Below are 14,134 nucleotides of genomic sequence, written 5' to 3' on the forward strand. Positions count from 1 at the left end.
TTTTCTAATAATATTCTCTCGGAATGCGATCGCTGAGAAGACAAACCACCTCATAATTAATAGTCCCACGATAGGTCGCAACCTGAGTAGCTGTGATCTCCTTGTCCCCGTTGGAGCCAATCAAGGTTACCTTGGTTCCAAGTGGGTAAGGCTTAGGCAATCGAATAGTAATCTGGTCCATAGAAACTCGTCCGACGATTGGGCAAGCTTGTCCATCTACCAAGACAAAGAAATTCTGCATGTCACGTGTCCAACCATCCGCATAACCGATTGGCACCGTCGCAATGACTTGCTCGCTGTCTGCCTGATAGGTCGCTCCGTAGCCCATGCAAGCTCCAGCTGGAACTGTCTTGACATGGACTAAAGCAGACTCCAAGGTCAAGGCTGATTTTAAATCATAAGGGAGATTTAAAACTTCTCCACTGGGATTCAGGCCATACATGGCATTTCCCATACGGACGGCGTTAAAAATGGTCTCTGCATGCCAAAGAGTCGTTGCAGAATTACTAGCATGAACCAGCTCTGGAGCTTCCTTCATACTGGCCAAAATAGTTTTAAACCGTTCTAACTGCTCATTAAAGTAGTCATCTGATTCCTCGTCTGCAGTAGCAAAGTGGGTAAAAATCCCTTCAACACTAGCACCGTGTTGTTGGAGTAAGTCTTGAGCCTGCTCAGCCTCACTTGCTTCTCTAAAACCAATCCGTCCCATTCCTGAATCAATCTTGAGGTGGACTGTCAAACCAGCTAAATCAGCTTCCTTAACTAAGAGTGCTTGAATCCACTCCAGTCCAGCCACTGTCAATATGATGTCGTATTCTTTAGCTAGGTCAACGGCTTCTAGCTCAGAAACTCCTAAGATGAGAATTTTCTTGCTAAGTCCAGCCTGACGAAGTTCAATAGCTTCATCAATATTGGAAACACAAAATCCATCAACATCATTTTGAATAGCCTTGGCAACGGCAACTGCTCCATGACCATAGGCATTGGCCTTGACCACTGCCCACTTGAGCGTTCCTTCAGGGATATGAGCCCCCATTTGCTGAATATTTTGTCGAATAGCTCCCAGATGAATCCGAGCCTTGGTCGGTCTATGTGGACTAGCTTTCATGATTTTCCTCCAAAATGACACTGGCTGTCACAAACTGATCTGTATGGCTGATCGATAGCCAAATCTTTCCTGAAAATGGTGCCTGACTAAAATAAGGCGCGCCTCGTTCATTGTTCAAAACTTCCAAATCCTGAAAGGTCAGTTTGCCAATTCCTGTCCCCATAGCCTTGGAAAAAGCCTCCTTAGCCGACCAACGACCTGCCAAGTATTCGATTTGTCTGCGCCCTTTGAGACTGGTAAAGCGCTCCATTTCCTTAGTAGTCAGCACCCGCTTGGCAAAGCCATTGTGCCGTGTAACTGCTCGTTCTATCGAAGCCAATTCTTCGATGTCAATTCCGTGTCCAACTATCATACTCATAAAAGGAGCTGAGATTCCCCCAACTCCATCCTTTTCACTTATTTTGTTAAGGTAGTATAAATTTCTTCTACCAAGGCTACTGTATTTTCCCAACCTAGACAAGGGTCAGTTATGGAGCAGCCAAAGACCTCTGGTTGGTTTTGACGACCATCTGCTAGGTAAGATTCGATCATAAAGCCTCGAACCGTCTTTTTAATCTTTTCATTCCAATCACGATTCAACAAGGCTTGACGAACAATGCGAATTTGTTCCATATACTGCTTGCCAGAATTGTCATGATTGGTATCGATGATAATGAAGGGATTTTCAAGTCCCATAATCTCATAGCGATTGATGGCATTTAAGAGGGTTTCATAGTAGAAATTGGGTTCATTTTCACCATATTCGTTCAGGGCACCACGAAGGATAACGTGGGCCAAAGGATTTCCTGAAGTTTCCACTTCTTGGCCATGGTAAAGGAAGGTTTGCTTGTTTTGAGCCGCATAGATGGCATTAAACATGACCCCAAGGTTCCCAGATGTTGGATTTTTCATCCCAACTGGAGCATCAATACCAGAGGCTACAAAGCGGTGTTCCTGGTCTTCCACTGAACGAGCCCCTACAGCATGGTAGCTGACCAGGTCATCAACCAAAACGAGATTTGACGGATAAAGCATCTCATCAGCTGTCGTCAAACCAGTCTCCGTAATCACACGGTAGTGCAGCTGACGAACAGCCTGCAAACCATTGATGAGACTAGGCGCTTCGCTGGTATTTGGTTGATGAATCATGCCTTTATAGCCATCTCCATTAGTACGAGGTTTTGCTGTATAGACACGCATCACGATAAAGATTTTATCCGCAACTTTTTTCTGCAAGTCTGCTAAGCGACGAGCATATTCAAGCACTGCTTCTTCATTGTCTGAAGAGCACGGCCCCATCACCAAAAGGATTCGGTCGTCCTCACCCGAGATGATGGCTGCCAACTCTCTATCGCGGGCTTCTTTCTTTCGCAAGGATTCAGGTGACAGCTGGGTCGCAGCCTTGATTGCTTCAATATCAATTTCTTGACCTTTTTCGATAAATGCCATCTTACTCTCCTAGCGTTTGGTAAATTTCGCGAACAAGTGCTTCTGTGTTGTCCCATCCTAGACAAGGGTCCGTGATAGACTTACCAAAAACTTCTGGCTCATTTTGACGTCCATCTTCTAGATAGGACTCAATCATAAAACCACGAACATATTTTTTGATTTTCTCATTCCAGTCACGGTTAATCAAGGTCTGGCGAACGATACGGATTTGATCCATGTACTGCTTGCCTGAATTGTCATGATTGGTATCGATGATGATAAAGGGATTTTCCAAGCCCATCTTTTCATACTGATCAATGGTATCCATCAAATTGTCATAGTAGTAGTTAGGAATATTTTTCCCATATTCATTCAAGGCACCGCGAAGAATGGCGTGGGACAATGGATTCCCTGTTGTTTCCACCTCTTTACCAAGGAAGAGGAAACTCTGTTTATTTTGCGCTGCATAAATCCCGTTAAACATGACATTGAGATTTCCAGATGTGGGATTTTTAAATCCTGTTGAGAAATCTGCTCCACTCGCTACAAAACGGTGCTGTTGATCCTCTACAGAGCGGGCTCCAACAGCCATATAAGAAATCAAATCATCCACCAGCGGAAGATTTTCAGGATAAAGCATCTCATCCGCTGTTGTCATTCCCGTCTCGGTAATCACACGATAGTGCAGTTGGCGAACAGCCTTGATCCCATTGATCAAACTAGGAGCTTCTGTCGCATTTGGCTGATGAATCAAGCCCTTATAGCCATCCCCATTGGTACGAGGTTTAGCTGTATAGACACGCATGACCATAAAAATACGGTCTTTGACCTCTTCTTGCAAAGCAGATAGACGCTTGGCATACTCGAGAACCGCCTCTTCGTTATCAGATGAACATGGTCCTATCACCAAGAGAATACGCTGGTCTTCCCCACGAATGATGGCTTCCAATTCCTGATCACGTTGATTTTTTCTCGCAAGAGCCGCTCCCTCTAATTTAGACAAGGCGCGAACTTCTTCAATGTTAATTTTAGGACTTTTAGCTTTAAATACCATGATTCATCTCCTTATAAAGCAAACGGACACCAAGCAAAAAATGATTTTTACCAGGTATCCGCCTGTATCTTATCTCATATTATTGTCTCTTACCATGACAGTTCTTGAATTTCTTACCAGATCCACATGGGCATTGATCATTTCGTCCGACTTGGCTCAAGTCCACATCTTTTGGAAGCTGAGTCTGCTGCGCTGCGATATTACGAGTCGCAGTTGTACTGATATTGTGTTCAGTTTGAGGACGTTCCTGTTCGTGGATTTGTGCTTTCATCATCAAGCGGGTCACATCGAATTCAATCGATCCAATCATGTCGTTAAACATGCGGAAACCTTCTGCTTGATATTCTACAACTGGGTTGTTTTGAGCATATCCACGAAGACCAACAGCATTTCGCAACTGGTCAAGAGCATCGATATGGTCTGTCCACTTGTTGTCTACAACACGTAGGATCAAGACCTTCTGGAATTCTTTTACTGCATCTTCGTCACGAAGCTTAGCAACTTGGCTGTCATAGACTTTCAAGGCACGTTGGAAAAGTTCATCTTTGATAGCTTGGTCTGACAGACCTGCAAGATCTGAACGGCTAATTGAATCTTCTGGAAGCAAGTTATACTTAGCAAAGTTCAAGATTGCTTCCAGTTTTTCATCTTCTTTCGAACGAGCATGTGCATCTACGATACGTCCAATGGTACGACGAATCATAGCATGGATTTCTGGTGCCAAGTCACGATCTGCAGTAATGACATCATAACGTTGTGCATAGATGATCTCACGTTGTTCTCGCATAACGTCGTCGTATTGAAGGACTTGTTTACGAGTGTCATAGTTATTTCCTTCGACACGTTTTTGAGCTGCTTCAACTTGACGCGTTAACATGCGAGATTCGATGGCTTCGTCAGACATGTTGAGACGTTCAAAGACACCTTTCAAACGTTCTGAACCGAAACGTTTCATCAAATCATCTTCAAGAGACAAGTAGAATTGTGACTCACCTGGGTCTCCTTGACGCCCTGAACGTCCACGAAGCTGGTTATCAATACGGCGACTTTCGTGGCGCTCTGTACCAATGACGCAAAGACCACCAAGTTCACGAACCCCTTCACCAAGCTTGATGTCGGTACCACGACCGGCCATGTTGGTTGCGATGGTAACTGCACCACGTTGACCAGCGTTCATGATGATTTGCGCTTCTCTGTAGTGGTTCTTCGCATTCAAGACTTCGTGAGGAACACCTGCAGCAACCAATTTCTTGGAGAGGAAATCACTCGTTTCAACGGCAACTGTACCTACCAAGACCGGCTGACCTTTTTGGTAACGAGCTTTTACATCTTCAACAACAGCCTTAAATTTCGCATCAAGGCTTGCATAGAGAAGGTCTGAGTGGTCGATACGTTGAATTGGACGGTTAGTTGGGATTGGGATAACACGAATGTTGTAAATTTCACGGAATTCTTCTTCTTCTGTTTTACCAGTACCCGTCATACCTGCCAATTTCTTATACATACGGAAGAGGTTTTGGTAGGTAATAGAAGCTGAAGTCTTGGTCTCGTCTTGGATTGGCACACCTTCTTTAGCTTCAATCGCTTGGTGTAAACCATCAGAGTAACGGCGACCTTCCATAGTACGACCTGTAAATTGATCGACGATTAGGATTTCCTGCTCTTCGCTAACCACATAGTCGATATCAAGGATCATGATATAGTTGGCACGAAGGGCATTGTCAACAAAGTGAGTAAGAGCTACATTTTCGATGTCGTATAGATTTTCAAGTTTAAAGTAGCTTTCTGCCTTGTCAATACCAGAATCTGACAAACCGATCGTCTTAGACTGAACGTCAATGATATAGTCGTCCTTGTCCAAAGATTTCACAAAGTGGTCCGCCATATGGTAGAGTTGGCTTGTCTCAACTGCGTTGGCACCTGAAACGATCAATGGTGTACGGGCTTCGTCAATCAAGATCGAGTCAACCTCATCGACCAAGGCATAGTTGAGCGGACGTTGTACCATGTTTTCTGCACGAACGACCATGTTGTCACGAAGGTAGTCAAAACCAATCTCTGAGTTTGTTGAGTAGGTAATGTCGCAAAGGTAAGCTTCTTTTTTCTCCATTGGAGATTTAGCTGCCAAGTTAATCCCTACTGACAAACCGAGCCATGAGTACAATTCACCCATTTCAGTCGCGTCACGTTCTGTTAGGTATTCATTGACTGTAACTACGTGAACCCCTTTACCTGCAAGGGCATTGAGGTACACTGGCATGGTCGCTGTCAAGGTCTTCCCTTCACCGGTACGCATCTCTGGAACGTCACCATGGTGAAGAACAATCCCTCCCATGACCTGAACCTTATAAGGGAAAAGTCCAAGGACACGCTTTGCAGCTTCACGAACTACCGCAAAAGCCTCATATAGCAGTGAATCAAGTGATTCACCCTTGTTGTAACGTTCTTTAAATTCGTCAGTTTTTGCTTTTAGCTCTTCATCTGACATCGCAGCCATTTGGCTCTCATAATTTAGAACCTTATCAGCCATCTTTTCTAGACGACGAAGTTCTCCTTTATCATTTTCAATAATCGTTTTTAAAATATTAGCCATGATTTTCCTTACTTTTAATTCTGAATATTTTAGAATGTTCTTTTCATTTTAGCATATTTACCATTATTTTTCAAGAAAGAATCCTTAATTTACAACGGAAAAGGCCAGCTGAAACTCAGCTTTTTTTGCATCAATCTTCTGTGGCTACCTTTTTGTTTTTTGTTCGAGATGCATGCTTGATGATCCAAGCACAACTTGGACTTAGTTCCTCCTTTTGCCAAGTTTGAAGAATCCTTTCAAACTTATCGGGGGCTTCCTTGTACAAATCATTTAGATTATTGGCTACACTTTTTTGAATGGACTTGTCTCTATCATCCTTTAGATTGGTCAGAATAGTGGTGAAATCCTCAAAATAATCCAATACCACGGTTTGTTTCTTAGCCCAAGGCAGACGGATACGCATACATTCGCTGGCAAGTCTACGAACGCGCAAATTTTCATCCCGACTCCATTCTAACAGCAAAGTCATTGTAGCCTTAGGATAGCGAGCCAGCAAAGGTCTCATAGAAAATTCTCCAGTAAATCGCTTGGTGAGTTCCTTACTAAAGGCCGCGCTCAATTCAAATTCCTTGTCCCCATATAGCTCTACATATTTTCCGATTGGCCAAAGCCAATATCCTTCTGAAAACATACCTAAACCACCCTCTAACTCAGGACCCAAAATTTTCTCAAAAACCTTGAGAGAGTCCTCATAAGATAGGGGAAGACAATCTTTGATACTTTTAGCCAAGAGTTCTTGACGCTGGCTAAACTCCAACTCTTCCAAGTCTTTTTCTACCAACAACCTAAACTTTCGCTCATCAAATGCAGGGGACGCTTCTTTCAACCGTCGACTCAAATCACTAGCATAAGCCAAGTCATAATAATCTTTTACTTTTTTAGCCATTTTTCAAATCCCTTAATCTTCTTTTTACGGGACTTATTATATCATACAGACAGCTGTCAACAAAATTATTTTTATATCTCCAACTATTTTAATAAGAAAAAAAAAGGACTAGAAGCTAGTCTAGTCCTTTATTTTTTAATGTTTAATTTCCCAAGAATACAGGCAATATCCCAAAATACCAAAAGAGATTGATCCAGAAGGCCAAGCAAAAGATAATTCCAAAGATGAGAAGACTGATTTTTTTAATCAGCACGGAGTATAGGATGGATAAAACTCCAAAAACTACAAAGAGTTTTTTCATAACGAAATAATATACTGAAACTCCTCCTATTTGCCAATCCCATGGAAGGAAAAACATGAGGAACCAGAAAAGGCAAATCGTAAAGATATATCTCTTGTAGTGCGCTTCAAGAAAGGCTTTTGTTTTCTCCATAGCAAACCTCCATTTCAGTCACTGTCTCTTCCCTTTTATTATACCAAAAAAACCTGGAAAAAGCTTTCCAGGTTCGGGTTTGAAATCACTAGTCATGCTAGAGAAATCCCTTTATTCATAGGCTGATTCACTTTATTGACTTGATGAAGAGGTTCCAAAATCGACCTTAGGAACTGTCTTAGCTTCTTCTGTTTCTTTAAAAGTTTCAGCTTCTTTAAAGTTCATCATATTCGCAAAAAGCACGGTTGGAAAACTTCTCAACTTTTGATTGTACTCGGCTGCGATCTTATTATAGTCCTTGCGTGCTACAAAAATACGATTTTCACTGCCTGAAAGTTCGACCATTAGTTGCTCAACATTTTGATTGCTCTTGAGTTCTGGATAATTCTCCGTCAAGGAAATCAAGCGGGAAAGAGCAGAGCTCAATTCTCCCTGAGCCTTTTGGTTTTCTTCCGATGTCACTGAGCTACTACCGATTTTAGCTCTAGCATCAGCAATCTTGGTAAAGACTTCGGTTTCATGATTCATTTGTCCTTTAACGGACTCCACCAAGTTACCAATCAAGTCCGAACGACGTTGGAGGGCTGTCGAAACATCGGCCTGAGCCTGCTCCACTTTAGTCTGTTCACCAACCAGACCATTATAGGTCGTCACTGCGGAACAACTTCCCAGAACTAGTAGTCCAAAAAAGATCGCCACTATTGAGAGAATTACTTTATTTTGTTTCATATCAAAACCTTAACACTTTCTTTTATCAACTTTTCTGAGAAAATACTCAGATTTTAAATCAATTTCCCAAACTTTGTTTTTATTTTTAATTAAGGAGTGAACTCTTGCAAAGGAGTCACCTTACTGTATGGAAAAATCGGTTTGTGCAATATATGATCACTCACCAGTCATCAGACGAACCGCCACCATCAAAGCCACCGCCGTCCCAGCCTCCAGATGAGTCGGAGCCTGAGTCAGACCAAGAAGAACCTGAATCAGACCAAGAGGAACCTGAGTCTGATGAGTCACTGCCCCACCAGCCACCGCCAGAATCATCTCCACGTGAACCACGACCACCAAATAGAAATCCGATAATCATCACGATGAAGTAAATGAGAACTCCAAATACGATAACTCCGTCGCTCGAACTGCTTTTTCGATGACGTTTCGAAGATTGACTCTCACTGGTATACTTTTCAATTTCTTTTAGACGACTAGAATTAGTAGCATAGTCGTAACTACTTTTAGAACTTGAAGAAGGTGTACTCGATCCACTATAAAACATGTAGTTGAGATTGTTTACGATAGAGAGAACTCCCTTGTTGTAGTCACCATTTTGAAAGTAGGGGCGTGCTGTTGTCAAGAACCTGTGAGTCTGATAGTCTGTGATCTTACTGGCCACATTATTACTGGTTTCAATCCGTGATTTTCTATCCTCAACAGCGACCACAATCAAGGCGCCGTTGTTGTCTCCCGAGTAGCCAATCTTCCAAGCTCTAGCTGTTTCGTTAGCTACAGTTTCGATTGTTTCTCCATCCAGGCTTTTCACAACGTAAACGCCCACTTGGAATTTTTCTGCTTTTTGACTATTTACCTTATTCAAGCCTTGGATCAGTCTGATTGTATCATCAGTCAGATAGTGATTGGGATCATAGATTCCGTACTCTGGTTTTTCAGGTGCTGTGAATGCTGACAAGAAGAGAAAGACCATCAGCAATCCAAGCAAGCGAACCAACAAACTATGTTTAAATAATCTGCTTTTTTTCATAATAACCTCCCTGATAAAGGAAAATTGATTTAAGGAATTATAGCATTTTGATTTTTACAAAGAAAGTGCATTTTCATTACAAATAGATTACAAAAGCTAAGAAAATGATTGAATTTTGATGACAGATTTTTCCTTCGATTTGACAGGATTTTTTTCACCTACTTTATAGAAAAAAGAAGACAGACTAGTCTTCTTTTCAGTTATTCTTATTGAAAAATAAGCAAGGCTTACTTGCGTTTTCTTGCAATCAAATGAATCGGGGTTCCCTCAAAGACAAAGGCCTTGCGGATTTGATTTTCCAAGAAACGCAGGTAAGAGAAGTGCATGAGTTCTTCTTCATTGACAAAGATGACAAAGGTTGGTGGCTTGGTTGCCACTTGGGTTGCGTAGAAAATCTTGAGGCGTTTCCCTTTGTCTGTCGGTGTTGGATTTATGGCAATGGCATCCATAATCACATCATTCAAGACTGCTGATGGAATCCGAGTGTTTTGACTTTCGCTGATTTGCTTGATCATCTCAGGCAGTTTATGGAGACGTTGCTTGGTAAGAGCTGATACAAAGACAATCGGTGCGTAAGGCAGGTATTGGAACTGCTCACGGATGTCTTCTTCCCAGTTCTTCATGGTATGGTTGTCTTTTTCAAGAGTATCCCACTTGTTGACCACGATAATCATCCCTTTACCGGCTTCGTGGGCAAAACCTGCGATACGCTTGTCGTATTCACGGATACCTTCTTCGGCATTGAGGACCATCAAGACCACGTCAGAACGGTCAATGGCACGCATGGCACGCATGACAGAATATTTCTCCGTATTTTCATAAACTTTACCAGACTTACGCATACCAGCTGTATCAATCATGATAAACTCTTGTCCATCCGTATCTGTAAAGTGGGTATCAATGGCGTCACGCGTTGTTCCAGCTACTGGACTAGCAATCACGCGGTCTTCTCCCAAAATGGCGTTGATCAAACTTGATTTTCCAACGTTAGGACGACCAATCAAGCTAAATTTTATCACGTCTGGATTTTCTTCTTCAACTTCGTGTGGCAGATTTTCTACAATAGCATCCAGCACATCTCCTGTCCCGATACCGTGGACAGACGAAATTGGCAACGGTTCACCTAAGCCTAGTGCATAGAAATCAAAGATATCATTTCGCATCTCAGGATTGTCAACCTTGTTAACGGCAAGGATAACAGGCTTATGAGTTTTATAGAGTTTGCGAGCTACGTACTCGTCCGCATCTGTAATCCCTTCTTTACCAGACACTACAAAGACGATGACATCTGCTTCTTCCATGGCAATTTCTGCCTGGTGTTTGATTTGCTCCATGAAGGGAGCATCGACGTCGTCAATCCCTCCAGTATCAATCATACTGAAAGAACGGTTGAGCCACTCACCCGTTGCATAGATACGGTCACGTGTCACACCCTCGACATCTTCTACGATTGAGATTCGCTCACCAGCGATTCGGTTAAAGAGGGTCGATTTCCCAACATTGGGACGCCCTACAATGGCAACAGTTGGTAAGGCCATGTTTTCTCACTTTCTACAATAACTTTTTCTGTTCTAGATTCTTCCGAGTTGAACTAGGTTCGGCTTGACCAAACTGCTCTGCCAAACGCTGACTCCAAGAGGTTGTCGCACGCGCACCAGCATAGTCTGCCTGTACTTGGTCATAGTCCAAAATCGCTTCAACTGGCTGTTCTTGGTATTCTTCTTCAAATACCACTTGGTTCAAAGGCAGTCTTGGTTTGACCTCATGTTGTTGATTTGGCACGCCAAGGGCAATCCCAAAAACAGGGTAGGTATAGTCAGGCAGGTTAAAAAGCGCTGCCACTTCTTCTGACTTGTAACGGACTAAACCGATAATCACACCACCATATCCCAGACTCTCCGCTGCAAGCAAGGTATTTTGACCAGCAAGCGCAGCGTCTACAGACGTGATAAGGAGACCTTCCACCCCTTGAGGTTGGAAAGTGTCCGTATGAAGGCTTGCTCCCTTTTCAGCTCTGTTCAAGTCACCAACAAAAAGTAGGAAAGCACCTGACTGGCGAATGGCTTCCTGGGGAACCAATTCATATAAGGCATCTTTCTTCTCTTGGCTGCGTACAAGAATCACAGAGTAAGATTGGAAATTTTTCCAAGATGACGCCATTTGGGCAGCAGTCAAAATCTCGTCCAAGTCCGCTTGAGGAATTTCTTGCTCCTTAAAGCGACGAACTGAAGTATGGGCTTTCATCAGTTTAATGGTTTCAGTCATCGGCGATTTTCTCCTTCTAGTCTGGTTTCCTCAGCTAAATAACGGATTCGTTCCATGACCCGTCTAGCTTCCCAAGTCTCGTCATTTCCATTCTTTCCTTTGGCAAAATGTTTTTCCAAATCTTGGAAATTAAAGTTGGAAGTAAAGAAGGTCGGCAAATCTTCCTGCATACGATACTGGAGAATAACTTGGAGAATCTCATCACGCACCCAAGGGGTGGATTGTTCTGCACCAATATCATCCAAGACCAAGACTTCTGCTAACTTGATTTCATCCACCAAGGTCTTCACAGATCCTTCACCGATAGCATTTTTCACATCAATGACAAAACTTGGATAGTGGAGAATGGTTGTTGAAGCACCACGTTTTTCAGATAGGTCATGGGCTAGGGCCGCCATCATGAAACTCTTACCGACACCAAAATCTCCGTATAGATAGAGGCCTTTTCGGATACTTGGGTAAAGGTCAACAAAGGCATAGAGTCTCTCAAAAATCGGCAAACGTCCTAGATCATCCAGGTCAATCTGAGCCAATTTCGCTTTCTTAAGACTTGCTGGAAGATTGATCAACTTGAGACGATTTTTGATTGCCGCCTCTTTTTCAGCCGCGATTAGTTCTGGTGTTTCTTCATAAGATACATCTGCATAGCCGTGATTCATGACCAAGATAGGCTTGTAGCCACGCGCTATATAGTCCACATCCCCACGAAGAAACTTATCCCGCTCTGTGATATATTGGTTGAACTTGGAAATGCTACGATTTAACTCCTCTTGGCTGAGGGATTCTTTCTGGATAAAAGCCGCTACATCGGGGTCATTCATGATCTGCTGGACCAAGTCCTGATACTGAAAACGACTTGTCTGACGTTTGATTACATCACCAACACTTTCCATCTAGTCTCCTCCTTCTTCTAATCGGGCTAACATTTCTTGTTTTTTACGTTCTAGTTCCAGACGAGTCTCCTCACTGGTTTGATTTTTATATTCTGGATTGCTCCACTTAGGAACATTTGTCTTAGTCGAGCTAGTTTTCGATTTCTGGTCTTCCTGGCCTTTTTGCTGACGTTCTCGAATCCGAAGCACAGCCTCTTCTGCTGTCCGAATTTTTTGATAAGCATAGTCATTGGCAACCTTCATGGCATATTTTTCATTGACATTTGCCGAATCAACCTTGTTAAAGGTTAGAAGTAAGACGATATTGATGACTTCGTCCAACAAGCCTAAAGACGCCATCTGGTGAAGGAGTTCTCGCTCACTCTGGGTGATATTCCCCTTACGAGTCTGCTTGATTTCCGCTAAAAAATGCAAGGGAGTTTTATTTTTGGCTTCCCTGATAATGGTCATTTCTTTGGGGTTAAAGTCAGAAGAGACCTGCTTTTGCACAATCTTTTCACGCATGCGTTTGACAGAAATAACCTGAGCCACCGCTGTCGCCTTAGCTAATTGATAGGTTTCAAACCAGGTCCATTTTTTGTCTTCTGCGATAGCAAACAATTCCAAAACATCCGTTTGCTCGTCTTCAAAACGCAAGCCATCTCGAGCCATCAGGCGCTGGAAATGTTCCAAGTCAAAATCATTTTTTAACTTGCTTTTAGACTCGCTTGGTGTCACTTCTTCAGTCAGGGTTGGAAAGACTTGACTCAAAGAAACAGAGAGTGCTTCTCCCTCACTTGGAGCCTGCTTCATAGCAGAAACAGCTGTATCCCCAATCTTCCTCTCCAAGAGTCTACTATAGACAGAATGACTTAGGAATTCCTGACTGGAGAGGGGAGAATGAAGCTGTAATTCATAGTTCTCCCCCTTCTGATAAAGGGTCAACAAATCCAAAGCAGATAAGACTTTAAAGGATTGGAGCAAGGTAGGCATGCCAAAGTTTAAGTGATTGAGGATATGGGAAAAGAGGTGCTCCTTTTGCCCACCATCCCAAAAGGTAATGGCATATAGATAGAGGCTCAGCGCCTCCTGACCGATAATCGGGAGGTAGCACTGCACCAGAGAAGAGGTATCTTGCGACACCCGATTATTCTTTAGAAAAGAAAAACGGTCATTTGGTTTCATCTATTTTTCCTTTTTCTTTTTAGAGGACTGGGTGATCTGCTGGAGCAGACTCTCCAACTCACTCACATCCTTAAAGCTACGGTAAACACTGGCAAAACGAACATAGGTAATCTCATCAAGCTCTGCCAATTCTTCCATGACTAAAGACCCAATATATTCACTTTGGATCTCATTCTCACTGCGACTACGGAGTTTTTGTTCGATGCGATTGACCACCATGTTGATTTCATCACTTGACACAGGACGCTTCTGGGCTGAGCGGATAATCCCATTAAAGATTTTATCTCTCGAAAACTGCTCTCGCGTACCGTCTTTTTTGACGACAACCAGCGTTCTTTCTTCTACTCGTTCATAGGTTGTAAAACGATGCTGACACTCGTCGCACTCACGTCTTCTGCGGATGGTATTTCCTTCTTCGGCTTGTCGACTATCAACAACACTAGACTTGGTAGCTCCACATTTTGGACAACGCATGCATTTCCCTCCTTGTCGTTTTCTTTTCATTATACCATTTTTTGAGCAATTCCCAAAACAATTCTTATTTTTACTTGACAAGTTTTTTGTTTTATTGTATT

The 14,134-nt window shown here is 42.8% G+C and carries 14 protein-coding genes; all 14 read right to left on the reverse strand.

The genetic code is table 11. From position 1 onward, the window contains the following. Positions 1-4 precede the first annotated feature (4 nt). Positions 5-1,108, reverse strand: a complete 1,104-nt coding sequence (gene alr, locus BWR56_RS07175) for an alanine racemase (protein WP_076984738.1) — start codon at positions 1,106-1,108, stop codon at positions 5-7. Continuing rightward, on the reverse strand, positions 1,098-1,460 hold the full coding sequence (gene acpS / locus BWR56_RS07180; protein ID WP_049520474.1) for a holo-ACP synthase: 363 nt from the start codon (positions 1,458-1,460) through the stop codon (positions 1,098-1,100). The genes alr and acpS overlap by 11 nt, the downstream gene beginning before the upstream one ends. A 44-nt stretch (positions 1,461-1,504) precedes the next feature. After that, the gene (locus BWR56_RS07185; protein WP_071851258.1) at positions 1,505-2,536 is read right to left on the reverse strand and encodes a 3-deoxy-7-phosphoheptulonate synthase; all 1,032 of its coding nucleotides are present in this window, start codon (positions 2,534-2,536) and stop codon (positions 1,505-1,507) included. A gap of 1 nt (position 2,537) precedes the next feature. Beyond that, positions 2,538-3,569 carry a 3-deoxy-7-phosphoheptulonate synthase gene (locus BWR56_RS07190; protein ID WP_000231307.1) on the reverse strand — a complete coding sequence of 344 codons (1,032 nt, stop codon included), beginning with the start codon at positions 3,567-3,569 and terminating at the stop codon, positions 2,538-2,540. 79 nt (positions 3,570-3,648) lie between these two features. Then, complete coding sequence (secA, locus tag BWR56_RS07195; RefSeq protein ID WP_071851259.1) at positions 3,649-6,162, reverse strand: preprotein translocase subunit SecA; 2,514 nt, start codon at positions 6,160-6,162, stop codon at positions 3,649-3,651. 130 nt (positions 6,163-6,292) lie between these two features. Then, positions 6,293-7,048 carry a DNA alkylation repair protein gene (locus tag BWR56_RS07200; RefSeq protein ID WP_071851261.1) on the reverse strand — a complete coding sequence of 252 codons (756 nt, stop codon included), beginning with the start codon at positions 7,046-7,048 and terminating at the stop codon, positions 6,293-6,295. Between the two features lie 142 nt (positions 7,049-7,190). Next, positions 7,191-7,481 carry a hypothetical protein gene (locus tag BWR56_RS07205; RefSeq protein ID WP_071851264.1) on the reverse strand — a complete coding sequence of 97 codons (291 nt, stop codon included), beginning with the start codon at positions 7,479-7,481 and terminating at the stop codon, positions 7,191-7,193. A 132-nt stretch (positions 7,482-7,613) separates the two neighbouring features. After that, positions 7,614-8,210: a LemA family protein gene (locus tag BWR56_RS07210; RefSeq protein WP_071851266.1), complete on the reverse strand. Its 597-nt coding sequence runs from the start codon at positions 8,208-8,210 to the stop codon at positions 7,614-7,616. Positions 8,211-8,370: 160 nt separating this feature from the next. Continuing rightward, entirely contained in the window at positions 8,371-9,237 is an 867-nt protein-coding gene (locus BWR56_RS07215) for a TPM domain-containing protein (RefSeq protein WP_071851268.1), read from the reverse strand. A gap of 227 nt (positions 9,238-9,464) precedes the next feature. After that, positions 9,465-10,775: a ribosome biogenesis GTPase Der gene (gene der, locus BWR56_RS07220; protein ID WP_076984739.1), complete on the reverse strand. Its 1,311-nt coding sequence runs from the start codon at positions 10,773-10,775 to the stop codon at positions 9,465-9,467. A 13-nt stretch (positions 10,776-10,788) separates the two neighbouring features. Continuing rightward, entirely contained in the window at positions 10,789-11,502 is a 714-nt protein-coding gene (locus BWR56_RS07225; protein WP_042768559.1) for an NADPH-dependent oxidoreductase, read from the reverse strand. After that, positions 11,499-12,395, reverse strand: coding sequence for a primosomal protein DnaI (dnaI, locus tag BWR56_RS07230; protein WP_042768558.1), 897 nt, complete (start codon positions 12,393-12,395; stop codon positions 11,499-11,501). The genes BWR56_RS07225 and dnaI overlap by 4 nt, the downstream gene beginning before the upstream one ends. After that, a complete protein-coding gene (locus tag BWR56_RS07235; protein ID WP_076984740.1) occupies positions 12,396-13,559 on the reverse strand; it encodes a DnaD domain protein in 1,164 nt (387 codons plus the stop codon). Then, on the reverse strand, positions 13,560-14,033 hold the full coding sequence (nrdR, locus tag BWR56_RS07240; protein WP_001203678.1) for a transcriptional regulator NrdR: 474 nt from the start codon (positions 14,031-14,033) through the stop codon (positions 13,560-13,562). It lies immediately after the preceding gene. Positions 14,034-14,134 lie beyond the last annotated feature (101 nt).

It is taken from the genome of Streptococcus oralis (assembly GCF_001983955.1).
GTDB classification, from domain to species: domain Bacteria; phylum Bacillota; class Bacilli; order Lactobacillales; family Streptococcaceae; genus Streptococcus; species Streptococcus jiangnanensis.

Bases quoted from the DNA above. Each gene is read 5' to 3' on its own strand.
- BWR56_RS07210 (WP_071851266.1), bottom strand. From the start codon at position 8,210: ATGAAACAAAATAAAGTAATTCTCTCAATAGTGGCGATCTTTTTTGGA.
- BWR56_RS07215 (WP_071851268.1), bottom strand. From the start codon at position 9,237: ATGAAAAAAAGCAGATTATTTAAACATAGTTTGTTGGTTCGCTTGCTT.
- BWR56_RS07200 (WP_071851261.1), bottom strand. From the start codon at position 7,048: ATGGCTAAAAAAGTAAAAGATTATTATGACTTGGCTTATGCTAGTGAT.
- nrdR (WP_001203678.1), bottom strand. From the start codon at position 14,033: ATGCGTTGTCCAAAATGTGGAGCTACCAAGTCTAGTGTTGTTGATAGT.
- BWR56_RS07225 (WP_042768559.1), bottom strand. From the start codon at position 11,502: ATGACTGAAACCATTAAACTGATGAAAGCCCATACTTCAGTTCGTCGC.
- der (WP_076984739.1), bottom strand. From the start codon at position 10,775: ATGGCCTTACCAACTGTTGCCATTGTAGGGCGTCCCAATGTTGGGAAA.
- BWR56_RS07235 (WP_076984740.1), bottom strand. From the start codon at position 13,559: ATGAAACCAAATGACCGTTTTTCTTTTCTAAAGAATAATCGGGTGTCG.
- secA (WP_071851259.1), bottom strand. From the start codon at position 6,162: ATGGCTAATATTTTAAAAACGATTATTGAAAATGATAAAGGAGAACTT.
- BWR56_RS07185 (WP_071851258.1), bottom strand. From the start codon at position 2,536: ATGGCATTTATCGAAAAAGGTCAAGAAATTGATATTGAAGCAATCAAG.
- BWR56_RS07205 (WP_071851264.1), bottom strand. From the start codon at position 7,481: ATGGAGAAAACAAAAGCCTTTCTTGAAGCGCACTACAAGAGATATATC.
- acpS (WP_049520474.1), bottom strand. From the start codon at position 1,460: ATGATAGTTGGACACGGAATTGACATCGAAGAATTGGCTTCGATAGAA.
- dnaI (WP_042768558.1), bottom strand. From the start codon at position 12,395: ATGGAAAGTGTTGGTGATGTAATCAAACGTCAGACAAGTCGTTTTCAG.
- BWR56_RS07190 (WP_000231307.1), bottom strand. From the start codon at position 3,569: ATGGTATTTAAAGCTAAAAGTCCTAAAATTAACATTGAAGAAGTTCGC.
- alr (WP_076984738.1), bottom strand. From the start codon at position 1,108: ATGAAAGCTAGTCCACATAGACCGACCAAGGCTCGGATTCATCTGGGA.